16 protein-coding genes are annotated in these 20,759 nt (G+C 40.5%); 5 read left to right on the top strand and 11 right to left on the bottom strand.

The features are described 5' to 3' along the window. Nucleotides 1–31 precede the first annotated feature (31 nt). Nucleotides 32–553 (bottom strand): hypothetical protein, encoded by a 522-nt coding sequence (locus BMY70_RS14100; protein ID WP_143072100.1) that lies wholly within the window; start codon nt 551–553, stop codon nt 32–34. A gap of 103 nt (nt 554–656) precedes the next feature. Further along, complete coding sequence (locus BMY70_RS14095) at nt 657–1,769, bottom strand: T9SS type A sorting domain-containing protein (RefSeq protein ID WP_090335832.1); 1,113 nt, start codon at nt 1,767–1,769, stop codon at nt 657–659. 263 nt (nt 1,770–2,032) lie between these two features. Here BMY70_RS14095 and BMY70_RS14090 point away from each other — a divergent pair, with 263 nt between their 5' ends. Beyond that, on the top strand, nt 2,033–3,886 hold the full coding sequence (locus BMY70_RS14090) for a sugar-binding domain-containing protein (RefSeq protein ID WP_090335831.1): 1,854 nt from the start codon (nt 2,033–2,035) through the stop codon (nt 3,884–3,886). Between the two features lie 240 nt (nt 3,887–4,126). Next, nucleotides 4,127–4,627, top strand: coding sequence for a hypothetical protein (locus BMY70_RS14085; RefSeq protein WP_090335830.1), 501 nt, complete (start codon nt 4,127–4,129; stop codon nt 4,625–4,627). Between the two features lie 78 nt (nt 4,628–4,705). On the opposite strand, the gene BMY70_RS14080 is transcribed toward BMY70_RS14085, so the two are convergent. From BMY70_RS14080 to BMY70_RS14050, 7 genes are all read right to left on the bottom strand, one after another. After that, nucleotides 4,706–5,914 carry an MraY family glycosyltransferase gene (locus BMY70_RS14080; RefSeq protein WP_090336524.1) on the bottom strand — a complete coding sequence of 403 codons (1,209 nt, stop codon included), beginning with the start codon at nt 5,912–5,914 and terminating at the stop codon, nt 4,706–4,708. 176 nt (nt 5,915–6,090) lie between these two features. Next, entirely contained in the window at nt 6,091–6,834 is a 744-nt protein-coding gene (locus tag BMY70_RS14075; RefSeq protein WP_090335829.1) for a glycosyltransferase family 2 protein, read from the bottom strand. Next, nucleotides 6,831–7,397 carry a WcaF family extracellular polysaccharide biosynthesis acetyltransferase gene (locus BMY70_RS14070; RefSeq protein ID WP_090335828.1) on the bottom strand — a complete coding sequence of 189 codons (567 nt, stop codon included), beginning with the start codon at nt 7,395–7,397 and terminating at the stop codon, nt 6,831–6,833. Before BMY70_RS14070 ends, BMY70_RS14075 begins: the two co-directional genes overlap by 4 nt. Beyond that, nucleotides 7,354–8,280: a glycosyltransferase family 2 protein gene (locus BMY70_RS14065; RefSeq protein WP_090335827.1), complete on the bottom strand. Its 927-nt coding sequence runs from the start codon at nt 8,278–8,280 to the stop codon at nt 7,354–7,356. Before BMY70_RS14065 ends, BMY70_RS14070 begins: the two co-directional genes overlap by 44 nt. A gap of 61 nt (nt 8,281–8,341) precedes the next feature. Next, nucleotides 8,342–9,490 carry a glycosyltransferase gene (locus tag BMY70_RS14060; protein WP_090335826.1) on the bottom strand — a complete coding sequence of 383 codons (1,149 nt, stop codon included), beginning with the start codon at nt 9,488–9,490 and terminating at the stop codon, nt 8,342–8,344. Nucleotides 9,491–9,527: 37 nt separating this feature from the next. Further along, nucleotides 9,528–10,685, bottom strand: a complete 1,158-nt coding sequence (locus tag BMY70_RS14055; protein WP_090335825.1) for a glycosyltransferase family 4 protein — start codon at nt 10,683–10,685, stop codon at nt 9,528–9,530. Continuing rightward, complete coding sequence (locus BMY70_RS14050) at nt 10,685–11,728, bottom strand: hypothetical protein (RefSeq protein WP_090335824.1); 1,044 nt, start codon at nt 11,726–11,728, stop codon at nt 10,685–10,687. The genes BMY70_RS14055 and BMY70_RS14050 overlap by 1 nt, the downstream gene beginning before the upstream one ends. Nucleotides 11,729–11,811: 83 nt before the next feature. Between BMY70_RS14050 and BMY70_RS14045 the strand changes: the two genes are divergently transcribed. The 3 genes from BMY70_RS14045 (at nt 11,812) to BMY70_RS14035 (ending at nt 18,715) form a co-directional block, all read left to right on the top strand. Beyond that, nucleotides 11,812–13,515, top strand: a complete 1,704-nt coding sequence (locus BMY70_RS14045; protein WP_090335823.1) for a hypothetical protein — start codon at nt 11,812–11,814, stop codon at nt 13,513–13,515. 426 nt (nt 13,516–13,941) lie between these two features. Continuing rightward, the gene (locus tag BMY70_RS14040; protein WP_374754706.1) at nt 13,942–17,010 is read left to right on the top strand and encodes a SusC/RagA family TonB-linked outer membrane protein; all 3,069 of its coding nucleotides are present in this window, start codon (nt 13,942–13,944) and stop codon (nt 17,008–17,010) included. A 10-nt stretch (nt 17,011–17,020) separates the two neighbouring features. Further along, nucleotides 17,021–18,715 (top strand): RagB/SusD family nutrient uptake outer membrane protein, encoded by a 1,695-nt coding sequence (locus BMY70_RS14035; protein WP_090335822.1) that lies wholly within the window; start codon nt 17,021–17,023, stop codon nt 18,713–18,715. 100 nt (nt 18,716–18,815) lie between these two features. Here the strand turns inward: BMY70_RS14035 and BMY70_RS14030 are convergent, their stop codons facing one another. Together BMY70_RS14030 and BMY70_RS14025 are read right to left on the bottom strand one after the other, a co-directional pair. Beyond that, on the bottom strand, nt 18,816–19,331 hold the full coding sequence (locus BMY70_RS14030; protein ID WP_090335821.1) for a cupin domain-containing protein: 516 nt from the start codon (nt 19,329–19,331) through the stop codon (nt 18,816–18,818). Between the two features lie 23 nt (nt 19,332–19,354). Continuing rightward, nucleotides 19,355–20,695: an amidohydrolase family protein gene (locus BMY70_RS14025; RefSeq protein WP_090335820.1), complete on the bottom strand. Its 1,341-nt coding sequence runs from the start codon at nt 20,693–20,695 to the stop codon at nt 19,355–19,357. Between the last annotated feature and the right edge of the window lie 64 nt (nt 20,696–20,759).

Raw genomic sequence — 20,759 nt, 5'->3', positions numbered from 1 at the left:
CGTTACAAAAGGAAATTAAAATAACAGAATTTCAGACGACGTCTGGTGGGGGAGATTGGGTGTCTGTTTCGGGACTGACCGGATTGATAGCGACGTACTGAAAAGTCGCAGGTTCAGCCCACTCGAAAAAGTAAAAAGTATGTCTGCGACCTATGGTCATATACTCTTTGAGGAAATTTTTTAGAAGGTTAACAGAGTCGCCTTTGTGGTTGTTACGATCCGCTTTTGCTTGATCATCAAAAGTTGAAACGAGTGTCCAAAAGCGTTCCCTGGAAGTCTGGCTGAATTCGCAGTGAACAAAAAGCGTATCATTTTCGATTCTCTTCGATACGATCTTATAATATTCGTTGCCTTTTAATATCTCTTCGTCTGAAGGTTCGGTACTTTCCCAATCTGTAACATACGGTAGATGAAGAGGTATTTTTAAGATCAGATCATCGTTATCGATAATATTGGAAGTTGTAGAGTCTTTCTCAAATATACTATAAAACGAAAACCCCAACGTATTGAAGATGAGTAGTCCGAAAAGTAATATGGAGAGAAGTTTTTTCAAATTGCCGGGTCAGATAAAATCATGATGATCACAAATATACTTTGAACCGTATTAAATTCAATTACTTGTAAATCGGCAATTTGAAATTATTTTAATAAATATGCTATCGTACGACCTTTTTCGTAACGAATTTCCCGTTTTCGTCCGAAACCTTTATGATATAAAGCCCGTTAGTCAGCTGACGAAGATCAAGCTGATCCTTCCATTCCACTGTTTGAGAAGTTGTATTGATTTCACGAACGATCCTTCCTTCAAGACTAATCAACTGGATTTTTAAGGTAGTTGCATATTTGCTTTCCACTTTTACGGTAAGGTAATCCTGTGTTGGAACCGGATATGCATCGATGGAAAGCGTAAGTTCAGAATAATCTCCGTCTCCGTTTCCGGCGATGATACCGGAAGTAGTGGCCGGAACATAGGCAGGAATTTCCACGGTCGGGCCATCTTTCTCAATCACGGTTATAATACCTTCGCGATAGGTTTCGGAAATTTTAATTCCATCACGCCATTCGTCGATCACTACTGCGTAAATATACTTTCCGAGTGCTTCCGGCGCATTCCATATCAATTTTTTGTCAACCTGATCAAGCGAAAATGTTCCTTTTTTTACAACATCATTTGGGAAAATATATTTGTCATCAATCATTCGCACGCCGCAAGTTCCGGGAGAAGGGGAACTTAATTTTTGCAGATGAGCCGAAATACTGTCAGAATCAGAAATCGTCGGTTTAAGATCAATTTTCAGAACTTGTTTTGCTCCGGCCGTTGTAACCGGAATCGGTAAAATAGGAGTACTGTTTGAAAATTGTGTGTTTACAACCGTCCAAAGAAACATCGGAGCTGAATCATCAATATAATTGATAATGCCGAATGAGCGATTTGAGAGAGCAGAGGATACCTGATAAAGTCCCGTAGACGGATATGTATGTGTGACTTCATACACGCCGACAGAAATACCTTTGGATTCGCCACTTAAAGTTGTCAGACTTGTCCGGTTCGCGACCGCGGTAGTTCCATCTCCGAAACATATTTCGATTGATTTTTGTGCATCCGAAGCGGAACTGCCTCCTACAGCATCGAAATAAATCTGAGCGGAAATTCTATAAGTGAGCCCCGATAAATTAGTCGCCCTTATCTCTCCCCCCAGCAAATGAGTTGCCGAAGAAATTGAAGCTGATATAAGTATAAGAAAAAATGCCTTGTAAAGAGTTTGCATAAAGAACAGGGTTTTTCGTCGAGAAGTCTATATGTTAACTCTTCAACGAAACAAATGAAACAATTCGTATTTGCAATATAGCAGAATTGTTAACTAGATATCAACCTAAATTTTTCTTTTTAGATTTTGCAAATTTTAATGTGCTGACAGCGTTGAATCTAAGTTTTTACTGTTGCTGGATAATTTTGGTCTCACAGTAGAGTTCGGATAAAATAAACTTTAAATTTTAGAAGTCTTCTTTTTTACAAACCAGAGATTATTGAATGAAAAAATTACTTACCGGCATAGCAATTCATATGGCTTTGTCTTGTAGTTTCGTAAGTGCCCAGCAGTCGGAAGCCTGGAAAATTGTTCCGGGTAAAATAACAACTCCCTGGGCAGAAAAAGTTAATCCGGCCGCTCCTCATCCGGAGTACCCCCGCCCGCAATTGATAAGGGGAAATTGGGTTAATTTGAATGGTCAATGGAACTATTCGATAGTTCCCAAAACATCATCAGATTCAAAGCCTGCCAGTTTTCAGGGTAAAATTCTGGTTCCCTTTGCCATAGAATCTGCACTGTCCGGTGTTGGAAAAACGGTTGGCAAAGATAGCGTCCTGTGGTATCAGCGGACAATCACGCTGTCTTCCAAGCTGAAAAACCAAAGTGTCCTTCTGAATTTTGGTGCTGTTGACTGGGAATGTGACGTTTTCGTGAACGGTAAAAAGGCCGGTTCGCACAAAGGCGGTTACGATGGATTTACAGTTGACATTACGCCGTTTCTGGTAAAAGGTGCAAATCAGGATCTTGCAGTACGTGTTTGGGATCCAAGTAGCGACGGCCCACAGCCCCGTGGTAAACAGATCAAAAACCCGAATGGTATCTGGTATACTCCCGTCACAGGGATCTGGCAAACGGTTTGGCTTGAAACAGTTCCGACAACCTATATCGCCTCTACGAAGCACACGCCTGATATCGATAAAGAGTCGATAACGATAAAGTCGGCAATAAAAAATGCCATGCCTGGTGACATAGTGAAAATAACGGCTTTGGATGGAACTTCATCTGTTGCTGAGAAAGAAGTTTCTCCGGAAGAAGAGGCCGTTTTAACAATAAAAAATCCTAAACTTTGGTCGCCCGATGCACCTGATCTTTACGATCTGAAAATCGCACTGATTCGTAAGGGTAAAGTCATCGACGAAGTAAAAAGTTATTTTGCAATGCGGAAGATTTCGATGAAACCCGATCAGAATGGAATTCAACGAATGCTTTTAAATAATAAGTTTGTGTTTCAATACGGACCTTTGGATCAGGGATGGTGGCCAGACGGGTTGTACACTGCTCCTACGGATGAAGCGCTGAAATTTGATATTGAAAAAACCAAGGAGATGGGCTTCAATATGATTCGCAAGCACGTGAAGGTGGAGCCCGCAACATGGTATCGTTACTGCGATCAGCTCGGAATGCTGGTGTGGCAGGATATGCCAAGTGGGGACATGGGAAATCACTGGGAGCCAAACCCGGGCATTACCGGAAATGAAACCGAGCGTGACAGAACTCCGGAATCTGAAACTATTTACAAAACAGAATGGAAGGCGATTATGGACGCAAACCATAACTTTCCAAGTATTGTTGTTTGGGTTCCGTTCAATGAGGCCTGGGGGCAATTTAAAACCGGAGAAATAAGCGATTGGACAAAAGCGTATGACCCAAGCCGTCTGGTTAATAGCGCGAGCGGCGGGAATTTTTTCCCTGTGGGCGATATCATGGACCTTCATCATTATCCTGCGCCTGCAATGCCTCGTCCTGAATTATTCGGGCAAAAACAGATCATTGTTCTTGGCGAATTTGGTGGCCTGGGTTTGCCGGTAGATCAGCATACCTGGCAGCAGAAAGATAACTGGGGATATCAGAGTTTTAAAACAAAAGACGAGCTGTATAATAAATATGAAACTTTCATTGATCGCTTTGAACCACTGATAAAAAAAGGACTGTCAGCGGCTGTTTATACGCAAACTACTGATGTTGAAGTGGAAATAAATGGGTTGATGACCTATGACAGAAAAGTTATCAAGATGCCGGAAGCTAAGTTGAAACAGATACACAGCAAATTGTATAATTCAGCCTGGGGCAATTAACTTAAAGCAACTGTTAACGAGGCCGTTCCGAAAACAATTGGGACGGTCTCTTTCTTTTAAACAAAAGCGATCTGTTTCTGCACCGGGTTCTAAATGACGCCGCCATCAGTTTAAAATCCAAATTAGTATATGATTGTCCGCAAATAGTATACTCTTTTCTACAAAAAAGAGTGATTCGATCGAATAACGTAGATGGTATTATATTTTCGGAAAACCGGTTGAATCAAACAAACAACCGAGATGAAAAGGAACGTAATTTTATTTTTTTCAAATGCATTGCTTGCCACAGGTCTTCTGCTGACGGCTTGTAATTCCTCAACTGAAAAGGATCGCAAGGAACTGGCAAATGCGGAAGAGGAAGCATTGGAAAAAGCTGACGAAGCAAACAAAATGGTCCCTCAGGAAACTGACTCCGGTGACATGGAAAAAGTCAAGGAAGATTTGCAGCAGGCGAGTGACAAGTTATCGGAGAAGCAAAACAAATACCTTGTCTCTCTACGAGAAAAAGAAAGCAAGCTGAACGAAAGACTTAAAAAAAATACCGAAAAGTTGAGAACTGCTGACGGAAATTCGAAAAAACGTTTGACCGAAAAACAGGATAAGCTTACGAAGGAGCGTGATCAGTTACAGGCGAATATTCTTGAAATCCAAAGCCCGATGACTGACAAGCAGCTGGAAACAGTACAAAAAGAAATCGACGTGTTAATCGCTGTAATTGATAAAGAACTTAGCGTAGAGTAATTATTTGATTTAGGCAAATAAATGCAGAAAGGCGGCCTCACTCATTGAGGTCGCCTTTTCATTGTGATTGTTTTGAAATTACAAGTCTTTGAAAAGTTTTTTTCCGGCAGGGATTTCCTTACTTTCAAAGGTTGTTGGTTTGATGATTTTCTTGCGTGCTTTGATCTCAACGCTTCTTCTTTTAAGATAATAGGCTAAAACCATATAAGCCACGAACATTCCAATATAAATATAAAGAGAAGCCGTGTTTGAAATATCTCCGTGGAAAGTAAAAAACAATACCGTATTTAAAATAGTAACCATCCAAAGAGTAAAGGACGCCCAGAAATGATTAAGACCAGAATCGATAAGAATATGGTGCATGTGATTCCTATCGGCAACAAATGGAGACCCTCCTTTTACAATACGAACGATAAATACTCTCAACGTATCAAAAATCGGTACGATCAAAAGGACCATCACAATAATAGGCGCATTGAAATAAGCAGTGCTGTCGTTTTTATATCCAACGTTCAAAGACAAAAATTCAACAGCGAAAATTGAAAGGAGGTAGCCTATGATCAATGATCCGGTATCGCCCATGAATATTTTACTGGTTTTTGAAAAGTTAAATCGTAAAAATCCGAGCAAAGAACCCGACATAGCGAATGCAAGACAGCCAAAGGAGAAATGTCCGTTCAGTATAAACCAGATTCCAAAACCGACCCCTGCAATCAGGCTAATGCCTCCTGCAAGCCCGTCGATTCCATCGATCAGATTAATTGCATTGATAATTGCGATAAAAATAAAGACAGTAAGGGGAATACTTACAAAATAGGGTATCTGATGTATGCCAAAGATTCCATAAAAATTATCAACTTTGAAATTGCCCATCGCGACAAGTATCAACGAAGCGCAAATTTGCACCAGCAGTTTCTTCGTAGAGTCAAGCGCAAGAATATCATCTTTTAACCCAAGGAAAAACAAGATAATAACACCGGTCATCGACAAACTGATCAGGTTGGAATCGACAATATTTTCAGAATGAGGCCATAAAAAGTAGGCGATCAGTGTAGAAGCAAATATTGCTATCCCTCCCAAAGTTGGGGTTTCTGTCTGGTGCGAACTTCTAAAACCTGGCTTTGCTGTCAAATGAAGTAAATTTGACAAATTGATAATGATCGGAATGGAAATTATGGATAGGAAACACGCAATCAGGAAAGAAAGGATACATTGGTATACATCGTGATGCACCATATTATTAAATCCTCCCTCGCTTATTATATATGTTGGTAGCTGTAATTCCATATTCTTAGATGCTAATGATCCGATTAAAACAATAAGTATTTGAATCTGATTTCCCGTCAAATTTGACGAATTAATTTGGGAAATAATAGTTTATAAGCCCCATCTGCGTCAAAATACTTATTTAAAGGCCTAATGTGATTATTTTAAGGTTTAGTGTGTAATTTCAATCAATGGATTTACAAAAACTGAACAATTTTACGAACTGGTTTTAGCCAGAGTGTAAAAAACCAGGGAGTCAGTTCGTTTATTTTCCAGGCTTTTCTGTCGTTTTTGTTTGCTTCAATTCTGTTTTTGAATGTACTGTTACTAACACCCCCGGTCCGCATTTTTACGGTGACCCTCGGAACATATGCAAGTTTTATTCCATTTTTCAAGATCATTCGTAACATAAGCTCGTAATCTGCTGCACTGCCCATGTCAAGGCGAAATTTTCCGAACTTTTTGTAACATTCCCTTTTAACGAAGAAAGTTGGATGCGGAGGCATCCAGCCCATTAAAAACGAATTTGGCCCGTAGTTACCTGAAACCCATTTGCGCTTAATAACGGATTCATCTTGACCGTCAACGTAATTCAAGTCAGCGTAACAGCCATCTGCGCCAGTTTTTTTAAAGGCTTCTGCGATACTGGAAATTACAGTTTGATCTGCATAAAAGTCATCCGCATTTAAAATACCTATGATATCGCCCGTGGCAAGCTCAATTCCTTTATTCATTGCGTCGTAAATTCCCTTGTCGGGTTCACTCAGAAATATATCGATTTTGTTGCCATAAGATTTGATAACTTCCTTCGTGCCATCGTTGGAATTTCCATCAACAATGATGTATTCAATTGAATCGTAATCCTGATTTAATACAGATTCGATGCAATGTTTTATGGTCGAAACGCCATTGAAGACAACTGTAATGATACTTATTTTCAATGTGTTATATTTCTTGTTTTAATAAATGTACAGGGGTTTCCCTGATAAATTCCGTAAGCTTCCAGATCTTTTGTTGCAACAGAGTTAACTGTTAAAACCGCATGAGAATGAACCGTTACGCCGGGACAGACCGTTGCTTTTGCACCGATCCATGCGCCGCTTTCTATCCGGATAGGCTGTGTGACCAGATCGAATGAACTTTTTGTAAAGTCATGATTTCCGGTCAGTAGCATGGCTCCTTGACTAAGACAGCAATTGTTGCATAAAGTAACGTCAGTGAGGTTGTCAATCCACACATTTTCACCAATCCATATGTCGTTCTCGACAGTCAAAAACCACGGATATTTTATATTAACCTTCGGTTTTATCGTAACATTTTTCCCGATTTTCGCGCCAAAAATTCTTAGAACCAACACTTTAAATGACACAGGTATCGGCAGATATGTATTAATAACAATCCTGCCAATGATAAACCAGGCCAGTTGTTTCAATTTACTACCAGGTTTATACCAGCTGTTATTATAACTTGACAGACTGGTTTGGGCTCTGGAGGTCTTTTCCATATTCTGTCCTAAAATGTGAAACAATACTTTCTTTATCCCTTCCAGCCCGCTGATATACCTCAAATATCTTGGCATCCACCAGAAAGCGGTACCAGAAACCTTGAAGAAAATGCCAGATTAAACCCTTTTTCCCATCTAAAAAACCACCTTTTACGACAAACCGAAACAAAAAGTACATGAACGGTCGTGTGAACAAAGGCAGGTTTGCATATTTTATTTTCAGATAACGTGTGCGCTGTTCCTGACTACCCCAAAAATTCGGTGTGACAGTCTCTTTATTACCAAAGTTATATTTAATATTCAATAAATCGATGACCTCGCGTATTGCATAATTATTATGCTTCTGAGTCCACCAGGTAAGATTGTTCAGGTTGTGGTCAACAATGTCATTTTGAAGCTGCGCAGTCGTTCCGCTGGTCAATTTGATATGTTCGTCCATCCACAATTCCTCGCAAACTCCAAGTCCGCGACGCCAGAACCGAAGCAGCCATATAGGGTAGTAGCCGCCATGATTGATCCATTGATCCATAAAAACTACACGCCTTTTTACATACAATCCGGAAATATTTCCGGGCGTAGAAGAAAGAGAGGCTTTAAGCTCGTCTGCGAGTTCAGGCGTGATGTATTCATCCGCGTCCATGCGCATCAGCCATTGTGTCTGAAATGGGTTATTCTGAATTCCATAGTTAAACTGGAAGGCGTAAGAAACCCAAGGATTTTGTACAACAACTGCGCCCAATCCTTCCGCTATTGAAACGGTATCGTCGGTTGAAAAAGAATCTATTATGAAAATTTTATCCGTAATCAACAAAAGGCTTTTGATGCAGCGCCCGATGTGTTTTGATTCATTATTCGTTAAAATGATGACGGATAAATCAACCATATTGTGGTCCGGAGTTGTGGAAAATCGTTTTTAGTGTATGTTTTTTCTAAGCCAAAGGTAATTACATTTTTTTAATTTTCTTGTACTCTTCCAATAATTGGTTTGCCACGACGGTTATATCGAAATTATCAGTCACCATCTTAAATGCCCGATTTTTTAATTCGTCTGCATACTTTTTATCTTGCAATATTTTAAGAAGTCCCGCTGCGACTCCGTTACTGTTTAAAGGTGTTAGATAAGCGGCGTCGTATTTTTTGATATAATCGCCAAAGCCCACACGATCAGAGACAAGCGAAGGAACTCTGGAAGTCATTGCTTCCAAAACGGCAATCGAAAAACCTTCTGAATAGGAGGGAAGTACAAAGAGATCGGCGTCTGAAAGAGCTTCCTTTTTAATGGTATCTGTAAGCATACCAACCAACTTTACCCGTTCGCCCAAATTATTTTTCCGGATGAATTCTTCGGTTTCTGACTGGTATCCATCGTCTGGTCCGGCGAGGATTAAAACAGCATTTGGCAGCTTTTCATAGACTTCTTTAAATGCAGGAAGCAACAGATCCAGACCTTTTTTTATATTCAGACGCCCCATGAAGAGGATCATTTGCTGCTCTGAGGAAATTCCGTGCTTTTTTCTGAAAATACCTTTCTCCGGAAGATTTATGTATTCTGAAACTTTCATTCCGTTAGGAACGATGACCATATTAGCCGGGCGGTAACCCAGATAACGGATCACATCTTCCTCTTCATCGGTATTATTGATCTGAATAAGATCAGCTTTTCCGAGTATTCTTTTTTGGTAAAGTGCGGTTACGATGTCTTTTTTCCATTTGCTGTGAGCGACAGCCCATTTGTCTAACAAGCCATGAATTGTAATTACCAGGGCAGCGTTGTGCGGGATCAGAAAAGGAGCGAGACTACCGAAATGCCAGATACCATGCATATGTATAATGTCATAGTTCTGAATATTCTTTTTCAGAAAATCATACATTTCAATCGAAAATTCCCTGTAAAAATTACTTATTGGCGTGGTTCGTTTACAAGGAATTAACCTTGAACCTTCCGGTGCAGGATACATTTTTTCACCAGGGGTCATCGGACTCAGGATATCAACCTGATGTCCTTGTTTTAATACCTCGGTGGTATGGTCATAAATGATTCTCGCCGGTCCCCCGATTGCCCATGTATAGGCACAAATATTTAAAATTCGCATAATTCTCTGGCGTGTGGTAACTTTTATAAGGCGACGACTATTTAGAATTGTTGTCTAATCTCTCATAACAAGCGACCATTTCTCTGGCTACGTTTTTTGATGAAAATGGTTGTATTAATTTCAAAGATTCTTGTCCTGTAGACGCTATTTTTTCCGGGTTCTGAGTAAAAAACAACATGGCTGTTTCGAGCTCTTGCTGACTGTCGGGATCAAAAGTAAATCCATTTTGGTGGTTAATCACCAGGTCTTCGGCACATCCGCATTTTTCAGAAACAATTACCGGCATTCCACAAACCATCGCTTCGTTCACAACAAGCCCCCATGGCTCAGATTTACTCGGAAGTACCAGAATATCGCAGGCCGCAAGCCAATCGGGTACTTTATACCAGGGGAAACCTCCGACAAATGTAATACGGTTGTCGGAAAGAAAGGTACCGGATAATAGTTCAAGCTTTTGCCGGGCTGGCCCGTCACCCACAAATAATAAGTCCCAGTTTTCGGCAGTTTGCTTTTCGCTTATCGATTTAAACGATTCGATCAATATTTCCAGATTTTTTTCTTCTGCAAGCCTGCCGACATAGATGAATTTTCTTTTCCGTGATATATCGGGGACCAGACGTGACTTTGCCGCTGCGTATTTAGTTTTAATTACATCCTCATCAACCACAGCTGCGTGCTTCACAGCAATCTGTGATTCCTTCACACCAAGCGATAACAAATAGTCGGCTGACGACTTTCCAAAACAAAAAAAAGCGTCAGCACGGTTTATGATCCAGCTTTTGATTCTTTCTTTCAAAGCCGATCTGTTATGATCCATTGTCGACGATTCGGACGATAGCACAACTTTTACACCCTTGAACCGGGCATAAATCATCAGTAAAACCTGCGCATAATCGAAATAGCCTGTAACGTTTAAGACCGTTGGGTTGAAATCCTCAAATGCTTTTACAAGTGCAGGTAATCGCTCCTTAAAACTTACTGAGTCAAGGCTTCGATTGAATAATACGCTGTATGGATAGTCGTATTGAAAATTTTCATCATCTTTCATGACACTGCGGCTCGCCTCGTGTAAGGCAATATGTATCACCTTAAACGTACTTTCGGGATACTCTTTTTTTAAACATTCGTTAACTTCAAAAAAGAGCTTCGACTTATAATGCGCCCATAATTGATTGTGGATAACCAGTACACGCATTATTGTTTCTTGTTAAGATAGTCCAGAAATAACGGATATAAATTATTGGCAAGAAAGACTTGTCCGGAATTATTAAAATGTACAACGTCCATTTTACGATATAGCTTCGTTGTAATGCCATAGTCAAATTCGTTCACAAGCCGAACGTTATTTTCTTTTGCAAATGCGATTATTTCATCTCCCTGGTCATTAAATTTTCCAGCTTCAACCTCGGATATCTCCGGATGCAAATAGATGAAAAATGGGATTTTGTTATCCTTTGCCATTTTTACCAGCTCGGCATAACCTGGGTTAAATCCAATGCCTGACTTCCGGATTCCTGTATCTTCCGGTTGTTCTGACTTTATTTTTTCATCCCTTTTGGCTTCTATTTTTACTGCCAAAGAATCCGTCTTAGGCTTCTGGGCGACAGGGTCAATTTCTTTCTGTGTTGAAAAAAATGGAATCCTTTCCGAATAATATTCGATATAGTAAGGATAAAGATATTTGTAACGCTCCCAAACTTCCAGCAGCGCGGACGGATACTGCTTGTCCGGCATATTAGGATCGATGCCAATAATGGATTCATGGCCCATGATATCGTGGGCATCATGACTGCTTGTGACGAGACAAATAAGTTTTGCCTTAAACAGCCCGAATTTTTTTAAATAAGCAGCAATATTATCCGGCCCCCAGGAACCAGCCGAAATATTCAGAACACGAACGCGTGTATTGAACTTCGCAGAAAGTCTTTTTTCAAGAAAACCGGAAGCCAGGCTATCCTGGTCAGTCAGGCTGCCGCCATTTACCACAGAATCTCCAATTAAAAGTACGATAATGGAATCAGCAGGAGAAAGGGGATCGTTGCGCATTGAAAAATTGTTAGTTTTAACAACATTTCCAAATCTTTTCACTTCTTGATTTGGCGCATAAATGTATTCAAAGTCAGGGTCTGAGATGTATAACGGAGCGTTGCAAAAACCGTATTTATAACGAAGCACAAGCTCTGCTACTCCGGCAACGATTATCAGAAAAATAATAAACCTGAAAATAAATTTTAGCATAAAGTAATTCTAATTTTGCGATGTTCGCTGATGCAAATTTAGAATTACTTTTTCATATTTGATTTTTTATTGAATTTCATGCCATGATTTCCGTTAAATATCGAAAAACCATTACGTACACAATACTGGGTTTAGTTATATTATCGCTGCTGATTTGCAGTGTCGTTTTTCCACCTTTTCACGGTTACTATACAACCGACGAAAATTTCGTTGCAGATTCCGGTGTTTTGCTCTGGTATGGCAACACACCCAGAGGACTCGATTGGCCTGCAGCTCCGCATATGTTGTTTTATTATCTAACTTTTGGCGTATCCTGCCTGCTTGCTACGGTCCGGAATATTGGAAGTGTAACAGGGCTGATCTCAGTGTTTGATATTTTTGATTTACAGGCTTATAAATTTCTGGCTGACAGGGAGCCTTATATATTAATTGGCAGAACGTTTCAAATCCTTGCCGTTGGATTTCTTCTGTATCGAACAGCTCTAACCATTTACCGGCAAAATCACGAGCTTTTAACCGAGCCGGTAAGACTTTTTTTGCCGATTATCTTCATCACTTCGACACTTGTTTTAGATACTTCGCCTGTACTCAGGCCCGAAGCCTTATCCGGAAATTTGTTCATCTTACTGCTAGCAAGGATGATTTTCAGTAATTCCCTGACCCAAAAAGAAATCGCTGTTTATTCAGGAATTTTTGGACTTGTATTGGCCGAGCGATTGATTTTTGCATTTTTTGTACCTTTTTATCTTGGTGCAGTTTTTCTTTTAGCAAACAGGAACAAGTTTCAAAATGCTGCTTTTGCGGTTTTAATGGTCTTTGTAGCGTTCGTACTTTTTTGCCCGTTCATAATCACGGATACATTGGTGGTTATGAAATCTTTTGTCGGTGGCATAATCGCAAAGATCAACGATAAACCTATGGGGACTTTCTTCAATAAGGATTATATCGGTTTATATGTAAGCAATCCTGTAAATGTTGTAATATTGTTACTAGCCGCGCTGGGACTGTTTTCAATGCTGCGTACAAGGAAAATCGTCTACTATTTGCTGATTGGTAACCTGGCGGTATTTCTGTTTCTGGTACTCCGCTCGTCACTGATTTATGATACGCATGTCTTGCCAGCCGGGGTTGTAACTATGTTCCTTGTCGGGCTGGGTTTGGGATTTGTGGCAGAGAAATTTCCTGTTTGGGGCTTTCGGATAGCCAGTTTGCTCGTTGCCATTATTGCTATTTCGCATATTCTTTCGTCCGTAGAATATCATGGCAGAGTCCGCAAAAAACTGAACATGCATGATGCCTGCGCCTGGATATCGACATTGCCGAATGAAACCCGGATGTTGGTGAATCCTGAATTTGAGTTTTATATACCAAAATCCGAAGCCTGTCTGCTCAGAGAGCAGGCGTTGAACCTGGACAGTCAGAAGATGATCAGGAAATTAAATTATCTGTTGGGAAGCAAGGCCGGAATGGAAGTCGAAGGAAAAAATCTTCCGATCATTGCAAGCGCATTTGCTTTTGAAGATGAGCAGCAGTATGACGCGCAGTATAGGATTTTACTAAAATTTACACCGGCCGAAAAAACGAAAGTATATGACTACGATGTCTATTTTGATTCTGTCGAACTGGCAAGCCATAGCGTGCAGACTATGCAGGCATTCAAGGATTTTGAGAATGGGAAATATGAATATTTGGTGACAGAGAAATTTCTGGAAGATCGGCGTCCTATCAAAACCTTCAATAAAGAATGGGGAAATCACTATTACGTTTATCAGCGGCAAAAAAATTAAACTTCCTCTGCTATTCGTAAAATATTATACATTATTTATTTTATACAAAAGACCGGCTTTGGAAGGCCGGTCTTTTTCATTATTACCGATTGACAACGAGTTAATCACATTTAGTTAATCATAAGGTAATATTGATGATGCAATTTTGCGCCTTCTCAATCAATTGCTCATTGTTTTGACAACTATACGACGAGAGTTTCTGCAAACTTCCAAAAATTTCAATTGTTTCCGATTGCATTATTTCGGTATACCTAATTTATTTCAAACGTTTGCAGAGAATTTCAAACGTTTGCATGAAGCTGTGAGGTATTTTATATTTTTTATATCAATAATACAATTTGTAATTTTGAAAAATTCGCTGCTCGACGAGTATCAATTCCTTCCTGAATAATTTATTTACTATCTTAAAAACTAATAATCCACATTATGAGACAAACTCTATTAGTCAGCAAAAGAGGGATCTGCTGTTGTTTTTTGTCCGTCACGGCCATGTTCGGACTGGATGCAAACGCGGAGACTGGCTTCTCTGCGAAGGTGCGGCAAAAATCTCATTTGTCTGTAAAGGCATTGAAAGACATTCCGCTTCGTGGAAAAGTTGTTACAGCAAAAAACGAAGGACTTCCCGGAGTAACGGTTGTCATTTCCGGAGTTGATGGAAGCAACAAACAAGGTACTACAACAAACGAAAATGGTGAGTTTACATTCAGCAGTTTAGAGGCAGGAAAAAAATATAAAATCGATTTTAGCTATATCGGCTTTGAAAAACAATCTGTTGCAGAATTTCTTTTAACCGATTCAAACAGCGGATCTCTTAACATTACTTTAAAAGAATCGGCTGCTGATTTAAATGAAGTGGTAGTCGTAGGTTATGGAAGTACTACTAAGAAAGATATCACGGGTTCTGTAAAATCACTTAAAAGCGGTGAATTTAATACCGGTATCATTAACTCTCCCGAGCAACTTTTTCAAGGAAAAGTAGCTGGGGTAAACGTAACATCGGCAACCGGTGAGCCTGGAGGAACTGTAAGTATAACCGTTCGCGGTCCGGGTGGAGTTCGCACGGGAAGTACACCTCTGTTTGTAGTTGATGGTCTTGCATTGGACAACAGCAGTACCGGAGGAGCAACGAACCCTTTAAGTTTTATCAATCCTCAGGATATCGAATCCATAGACGTATTGAAGGATGCGTCAGCAACTGCAATTTATGGTGCACGCGGAGCAAACGGAGTAATTTTGATTACGACAAAACGTGGAAAATCAGGAGCGGCGACCGTTAATTATTCAGGCAGTTTTGGTATCTCAAAGATGGCGAGACCGATGGATGTCTTTTCTGCTGACGAATTTCGTACGGAAGCTTCAAAGCTTGGAGGAACATTTATCGACGGAAAAGGTGATACTGACTGGCAGAAAGAAATTTCAAGAACTGCCTTTACTCAAAACCATAACGTTGCACTGAGCGGAGGTTCTGAGAAGTCTACCTATTATGCTTCTTTTGGGATGCAAAAACAGGATGGTATTATTAAGAACAGTAGTTTGAACAGATATACCGGAAGAATTAATGTAAATCAAAAGTTGCTTAATGATCGTGTAAGCGTTGATGTAAATTTGAATGCGACGAACACGAAAAATCTAAGACCTAACCAGGGGATGATCGGAGCAGCGCTCGCTGCAAATCCAACCTACCCGGCATATGATGAAACCGGAGCTCCGTTCCAGTATCAGGATGGTACTAATCCATTGATCACGCTGGCATTGGAGAAAGATCAGACCACGACGAACAGAGTAATTGGAAATATCTCCCCGTCTGTAACGATCATTAAAGGTTTGGTTTATAAATTGAATTTTGGCGTTGACAATTCTACTTCAACACAGGATTTACAATCTCTTGCAAATAAAGTTCCTTTTCAGGATGGCCGTTTGGAGACGAGGGATGTAAGAAACAGCAACCGACTTCTTGAAAACTACATCACGTACTCTCTGGAAAAAAACAGCCACAATTTTTCTGCACTGATTGGACATTCATATCAAAAAATATCATTGCAGAAAAGAGCTTACAGTATTAATAAATTTTCTGTTGGAGGTATTGAACCAATATACAATCCAGGCGTAGGGCAGGACCTTACGATGGTGAATAACAGACCAACAGGGGAAGCAACTTTGAACGAACTTCAGTCATTCTTTTCGAGAGTAAACTATGCATTCAAAGATAAATATCTTGTAACAGCGACCGTGCGTGTTGACGGCTCTTCTAAATTTGGTGCAAACAACAAATATGGTGTTTTTCCATCCTTCTCTCTGGGCTGGAGGCTTTCTGAGGAAAATTTCATGAAGTCGTCGCCATTTACAGATTTGAAACTTCGTGCTGGTTGGGGACAGACGGGTAATCAGGAAATTCCATCGAAGATTACTCAGGCTTTGTTTACATCGACAATTACCGACAAAACAAGTTATCCGCTTATCAACGGAAGTGCTTATCCTCCTGGAACTACGTATGCCCGATTGGCCAATCCAAATATTCAGTGGGAAACTTCTTCCCAAACAGATTTAGGAATCGATTTCGCTCTTTTCAAAGGCGCTTTGACAGGTTCTGTTGACTATTTCAGCAAAACATCAGGAAAAATCCTTCTGGAAGTAATTCCTGCCGATCCGGTTCAACCAGCTGGTACGTTCTGGACTAACGTTGAAAATATGAAAATTGTCAACCAAGGGACGGAAATTGATCTTGCTTACCGTAAAAATCTGGCAAACGGGATACGTTTCGGTTTGGGAGGAAATATAACCTTTATCAAAAACAAGGTTAAAAACTCTCCGTATTCAGTAATTCCGTCAGGTTCTGCCCAGGGATCAGGTCTTACTTCTGCAACAATCAACGGATATATCAGCGGAGAACCAATTGGTACTTTTTTCCTGAAAGAATTTATCGGGTTTGATGACAAAGGAATAAACCAGTTCAGAGACGTTGACGGAGATGGAATTATTTCTGATAAAGACCGTATCGCTGCCGGATCGGCACTTCCGACAAAAATGTACAATTTCAGCGGAAACTTTGGTTTTAAAGGCTTCGATTTGACAGCTAACTTCAACGGAGTCGCCGGAAACAAGCTTTATGACAATACAGCAAACTCCAATTTTTACAAATTAAGATTGTCGAAGGGGCTCAATGTTACACCGGAAGCTATTTCGAGACCGGAAGAATCTACTACCAACTCAGCTCCGGTATCCACGCGTTTCCTTAAAAATGGTTCATTCCTGCGCTTGAATAACCTTGCGCTAGGGTATAACGTCAATACAACCGCACTGGGTATTAATAACTGGGTTCAGTCAATCCGTATCTCTGTAACAGGCCAGAATTTGTTCGTAGCCACGAAATATAACGGATACGATCCGGAAGTGAACAACGACAGATCGATCAACGGTATCACATCTTACGGTATCGATTATCTAAGCTATCCGAAAGCTAGAACGATAATCTTTGGTTTAAATATTGGTTTTTAATCTTACGACAATGAATAAGAAATTCCCTATACTATTAACGGTTGCTGGCTTGCTGATGTTCAACAGCGCCTGTACCGATTTGAAAGAACAAGTACTTGACGAAAATCTCGGTTCTACGCTGACCGATGAGCAGACTGCAAATGGTCTCATTGCTCCGGTTTACGCGCTTCTGCCAGAATTGCATAAGCATACCAATTATTTCGCTTTGCAGGAAATCTCTACGGACGAAGCTATTTTGCCTTATCGCGGAGGTACAGACTGGGGAGATAACGGTATTTATCTGGCACTTCACGCGCATAATTCTACCAGTACTGATCCTAATATTAAGGGAACCTGGGATCAAATCGTGCAAAGTATTTCCAGATCGATCACCGCGATAACTACGCTATCGACAGCTAAGGATGCAAATTCCGCTTTATATCTGGCTGAGGCAAGAGGGATGCGCGCCTATTATTCCATGATGATGCTTGATCTGTTCGGGATTGTATTTATTAAAGAAGATGCAGGAACGACTTCTACGATCGTGAGGGGAGCGGAAGCCGTTGCTTATATTGAGAAAGAGTTTCTCGCAGTAGAGCCTATGCTTCAAAACAGAGCAGCTGTTGGCTCAGGACGTTTGACCAAGGCAGCAGTTTGGGGTCTTTTGGCCAGACTTTATTTAAATTCTGCTGTCTATAAGAATATTTATGCTCCGCAGTTTACTTTCGCTAGTACTGATATGGATAAGGTGATCGAATATACTGACAAGATCATTAATTCTGGGGAATACAAATTATCAGCAGATTATTTCTCGATTTTTGGAAATACAAATCACGACAATACTGAATTAATTTTTGCAGTAGATCAACGTCCTGATTTGAATGGTCACAATCGTCTTGCTTATTTTTCGCTTGCAGGTGACCAGTTTCCTTTGGCTGCTTTTCCAGCAGCAAACGGAACAGACGGTCCTGCAATTACATCGGATTTTTATCAGACATGGGTTCAGGCTTACGGAGCAGAAGATCCAAAACGTGACCCGCGTTTCTATCAGGAAAATTTGTCACGGTATAGCAATCCTGCGGACAGCTGCGTTGCGGATGCTAATTACAAAATCAATCGGGGAATTCTGCGTGGACAGCAGTATGGCGCGATCCGTGTGAACGGCGTGTTTTTGAGATGCCCGGATGGGAAACTGAAAGTAGGAAGACTTACAAATTTAAGTCGTAACCGTGGTGATCTGCCTGTTAATTTTACTGAGAAAATCGACTTTACAACAGCAGGAAGCGGCTACAGTGCAGGATATCGTGTTGAAAAATATGAATTCAGCCGCGTTTCAGATACTGGTAGAAATAAAGGAGAAGCGGATATTTCAATTTTACGTCTGGCAGATGTTTACCTTATGCGCGCCGAAGCGAAATTACGTAAAAGTGCAGGAGATGCCACAGCCCTTGCAGATGTGAACACAGTGCGGGCTGCCAGGACATCAACAACGCCACCTCCGGCGCTCACTTCCATGAATCTGGATTTATTATATCGCGAAAGAGGTTTTGAATTATACTGGGAAATGCTTCGCCGCACAGACATGATCCGTTTTGGAAAATATGAAGGAACCTGGACGGAGAAAACTAACAATGACGTTCACAAACGTATTTTCCCAATTCCGCAGACAGCTATCGATGGTGCGTCGAACCTTCCAGGTTACATGCAGCAGAATACGGGGTATTAATTTTTAATGAATGATAGCATGATGTAACAATTTAGTATTTCATCATGCTGATTCAGGGGTTTTGCAGAACTTATTACTGCAAAACCCCTTTTATCTTTTGTCAGTTGATTTCTTTCCAGATTTTCATGATCCCGTTATGTTTGCCCAATAGGGGATCATGATCAGGGAATTGGACTTTTGCAATATTATTATCGGCTTTTGGGCGTTCCTCCGGATTGCCTTTCATCAGATCATAGTCCATGGCATCGGGATAGGCGCCAACAATGGCAAAATCTTTCGAAGCTCCGAGGTTTTTATGTCCGACGCCTGCGGGAATCACAAGTATATCACCTGCGGTAACCTGGATTTTTTCACCACCCTCACCTCCTAAATGGAGCATAGCAGTTCCTTCAAAAACACCTAAAACTTCATGCGTTATGCTATGGTAATGGTGGTAATGAAAAACTCCGTTCCGCCAGGAATTTTTCCAGTTATTAGATTCGAAATGACTTTCAAGCCATTTTGCACCAGATTCACCTCTTTCAGAAAAAGCTGCTTTATAGATAATTAACGGATATTTGCTATTGGGAATCTCTCCGTCATCTTCAAAAAAATATGTTTCGGGATTATTTTCCATGATACAGGATTTTAACTAGGTCACTATTTTAAAGGGCCTTTGCTTACCTCTTTTCCATCTTTCCAGACAGATTCGATTTTTCTGGTGTTTTTTATTTCTTTTTCAGGACTTGCTGTCAAGATAATAAAATCGGCCGCTTTACCTTTTTCCAGTGTACCATATTGTTTGTCAATCTTCAAAACAGTCGCTGCATTTTTTGTTGCCGTCGTAATCGCCTGCATCGGAGTCAATCCAGCCTGGACTAATAATTCCAGTTCCAAATGTTCACTAAATCCCTGTGCACGGATCGGAAAAGCACCGGAATCTGTTCCAAGTGCAACCAGAATACCTGCATCATGAATTTTTTTGACGTTTTTCAGCGCGATGTTGAAGCCTTTCATATTTCTTTCAAAATCAGGCGAGTTTTTTACCTGATCCTGATAGTTCTGTGAAACGATCATGTCATAGACTCCCGGCTCCAGCGCGGCTTTGAAAAACGGTTCCTCTACCCATTCCGGCTTACGGGAATAAATGTAGGCAAACTCATCCAGTGATAGCGTTGGAATATATGCCACGCCTTTCTCTTTCATTTGTTTTAAAAGATCAGCGTCAATTTCCTTATCCCGGATACTATGGGCCATGATATCCAATCCGGACTCAGTCAGCGAGCGCGCATCTTCGAGATTGTACAAGTGACTAGCCACAGGAATTCCTTTTTTATGGGCTTCTGTGATGATAGCTTTGTAAATCTCCGGCTTTATCTTTTCAGCCTTCCCTCCATGATCATCTACCCACATTTTAACGACAGCCGGTTTTATTTTCGCTAAATCCGACATCAATCCTGGCACCTGATCGGCAGAAGTTGGACGGAGTAACAAATTCATCCACGAAGCCGGGGATGTTTCAGGTGTATTAAATCCATATCCAGCCGAATACAATCTCGCACCCGGAAGAAAACCTGCCTGAGTTGAATCGATAAATCCATTAAATATCAGAGGTCGGTCAGTGCCCATCGTCAGAATTGTATTTACTCCGAAATCCTGATATCTTTTTAATTGCCTTAAAACATTCTGCCGGGTGTAGTTTTCCGCGGTCGACGTTTTTCCTTTTAGTGTACCAATGTGTGTGTGGGCACTGATTAAAGAAGGAATTATTGTTTTTCCTGTCAAATCAATCTGTCGGGCTTTTGAATCTTTAATCGTGGTCTGAATAGCAGCGATTTTACCGTCCTGAACGAGAATATCAATATTTCGTCTCGCTTCCGATCCCGTTCCATCTATTAAAGTTACATTTTTTAGCAGCACCGAATTGGTCTGTTGTGCAGGGCAATGTACAGCAGCAAGAAGGGAAATGACGAATGGAATTTTATGAAAAATTTGCTTCATGATTCAAATTGATGTTTTCCTTTTCAGCATTATAATTATACCAAAAAGAAAGGTTAAGATCAAA

The organism is Dyadobacter koreensis (assembly GCF_900108855.1).
In the GTDB taxonomy this organism is placed as follows: Bacteria; Bacteroidota; Bacteroidia; order Cytophagales; family Spirosomataceae; genus Dyadobacter; species Dyadobacter koreensis.
The sequence above is the reverse complement of the archived record's forward strand: the minus strand, read 5'-3'. Positions and strand labels throughout refer to the sequence as shown.

Excerpts from the sequence above, each read along its gene's own strand:
- BMY70_RS14095 (WP_090335832.1), bottom strand. The coding sequence starts at position 1,769 with ATGCAAACTCTTTACAAGGCATTTTTTCTTATACTTATATCAGCTTCA.
- BMY70_RS14090 (WP_090335831.1), top strand. The coding sequence starts at position 2,033 with ATGAAAAAATTACTTACCGGCATAGCAATTCATATGGCTTTGTCTTGT.
- BMY70_RS14085 (WP_090335830.1), top strand. The coding sequence starts at position 4,127 with ATGAAAAGGAACGTAATTTTATTTTTTTCAAATGCATTGCTTGCCACA.
- BMY70_RS14080 (WP_090336524.1), bottom strand. The coding sequence starts at position 5,914 with ATGGAATTACAGCTACCAACATATATAATAAGCGAGGGAGGATTTAAT.
- BMY70_RS14070 (WP_090335828.1), bottom strand. The coding sequence starts at position 7,397 with ATGGAAAAGACCTCCAGAGCCCAAACCAGTCTGTCAAGTTATAATAAC.
- BMY70_RS14065 (WP_090335827.1), bottom strand. The coding sequence starts at position 8,280 with ATGGTTGATTTATCCGTCATCATTTTAACGAATAATGAATCAAAACAC.
- BMY70_RS14060 (WP_090335826.1), bottom strand. The coding sequence starts at position 9,490 with ATGCGAATTTTAAATATTTGTGCCTATACATGGGCAATCGGGGGACCG.
- BMY70_RS14055 (WP_090335825.1), bottom strand. The coding sequence starts at position 10,685 with ATGCGTGTACTGGTTATCCACAATCAATTATGGGCGCATTATAAGTCG.
- BMY70_RS14050 (WP_090335824.1), bottom strand. The coding sequence starts at position 11,728 with ATGCTAAAATTTATTTTCAGGTTTATTATTTTTCTGATAATCGTTGCC.
- BMY70_RS14045 (WP_090335823.1), top strand. The coding sequence starts at position 11,812 with ATGATTTCCGTTAAATATCGAAAAACCATTACGTACACAATACTGGGT.
- BMY70_RS14040 (WP_374754706.1), top strand. The coding sequence starts at position 13,942 with ATGAGACAAACTCTATTAGTCAGCAAAAGAGGGATCTGCTGTTGTTTT.
- BMY70_RS14035 (WP_090335822.1), top strand. The coding sequence starts at position 17,021 with ATGAATAAGAAATTCCCTATACTATTAACGGTTGCTGGCTTGCTGATG.
- BMY70_RS14030 (WP_090335821.1), bottom strand. The coding sequence starts at position 19,331 with ATGGAAAATAATCCCGAAACATATTTTTTTGAAGATGACGGAGAGATT.
- BMY70_RS14025 (WP_090335820.1), bottom strand. The coding sequence starts at position 20,695 with ATGAAGCAAATTTTTCATAAAATTCCATTCGTCATTTCCCTTCTTGCT.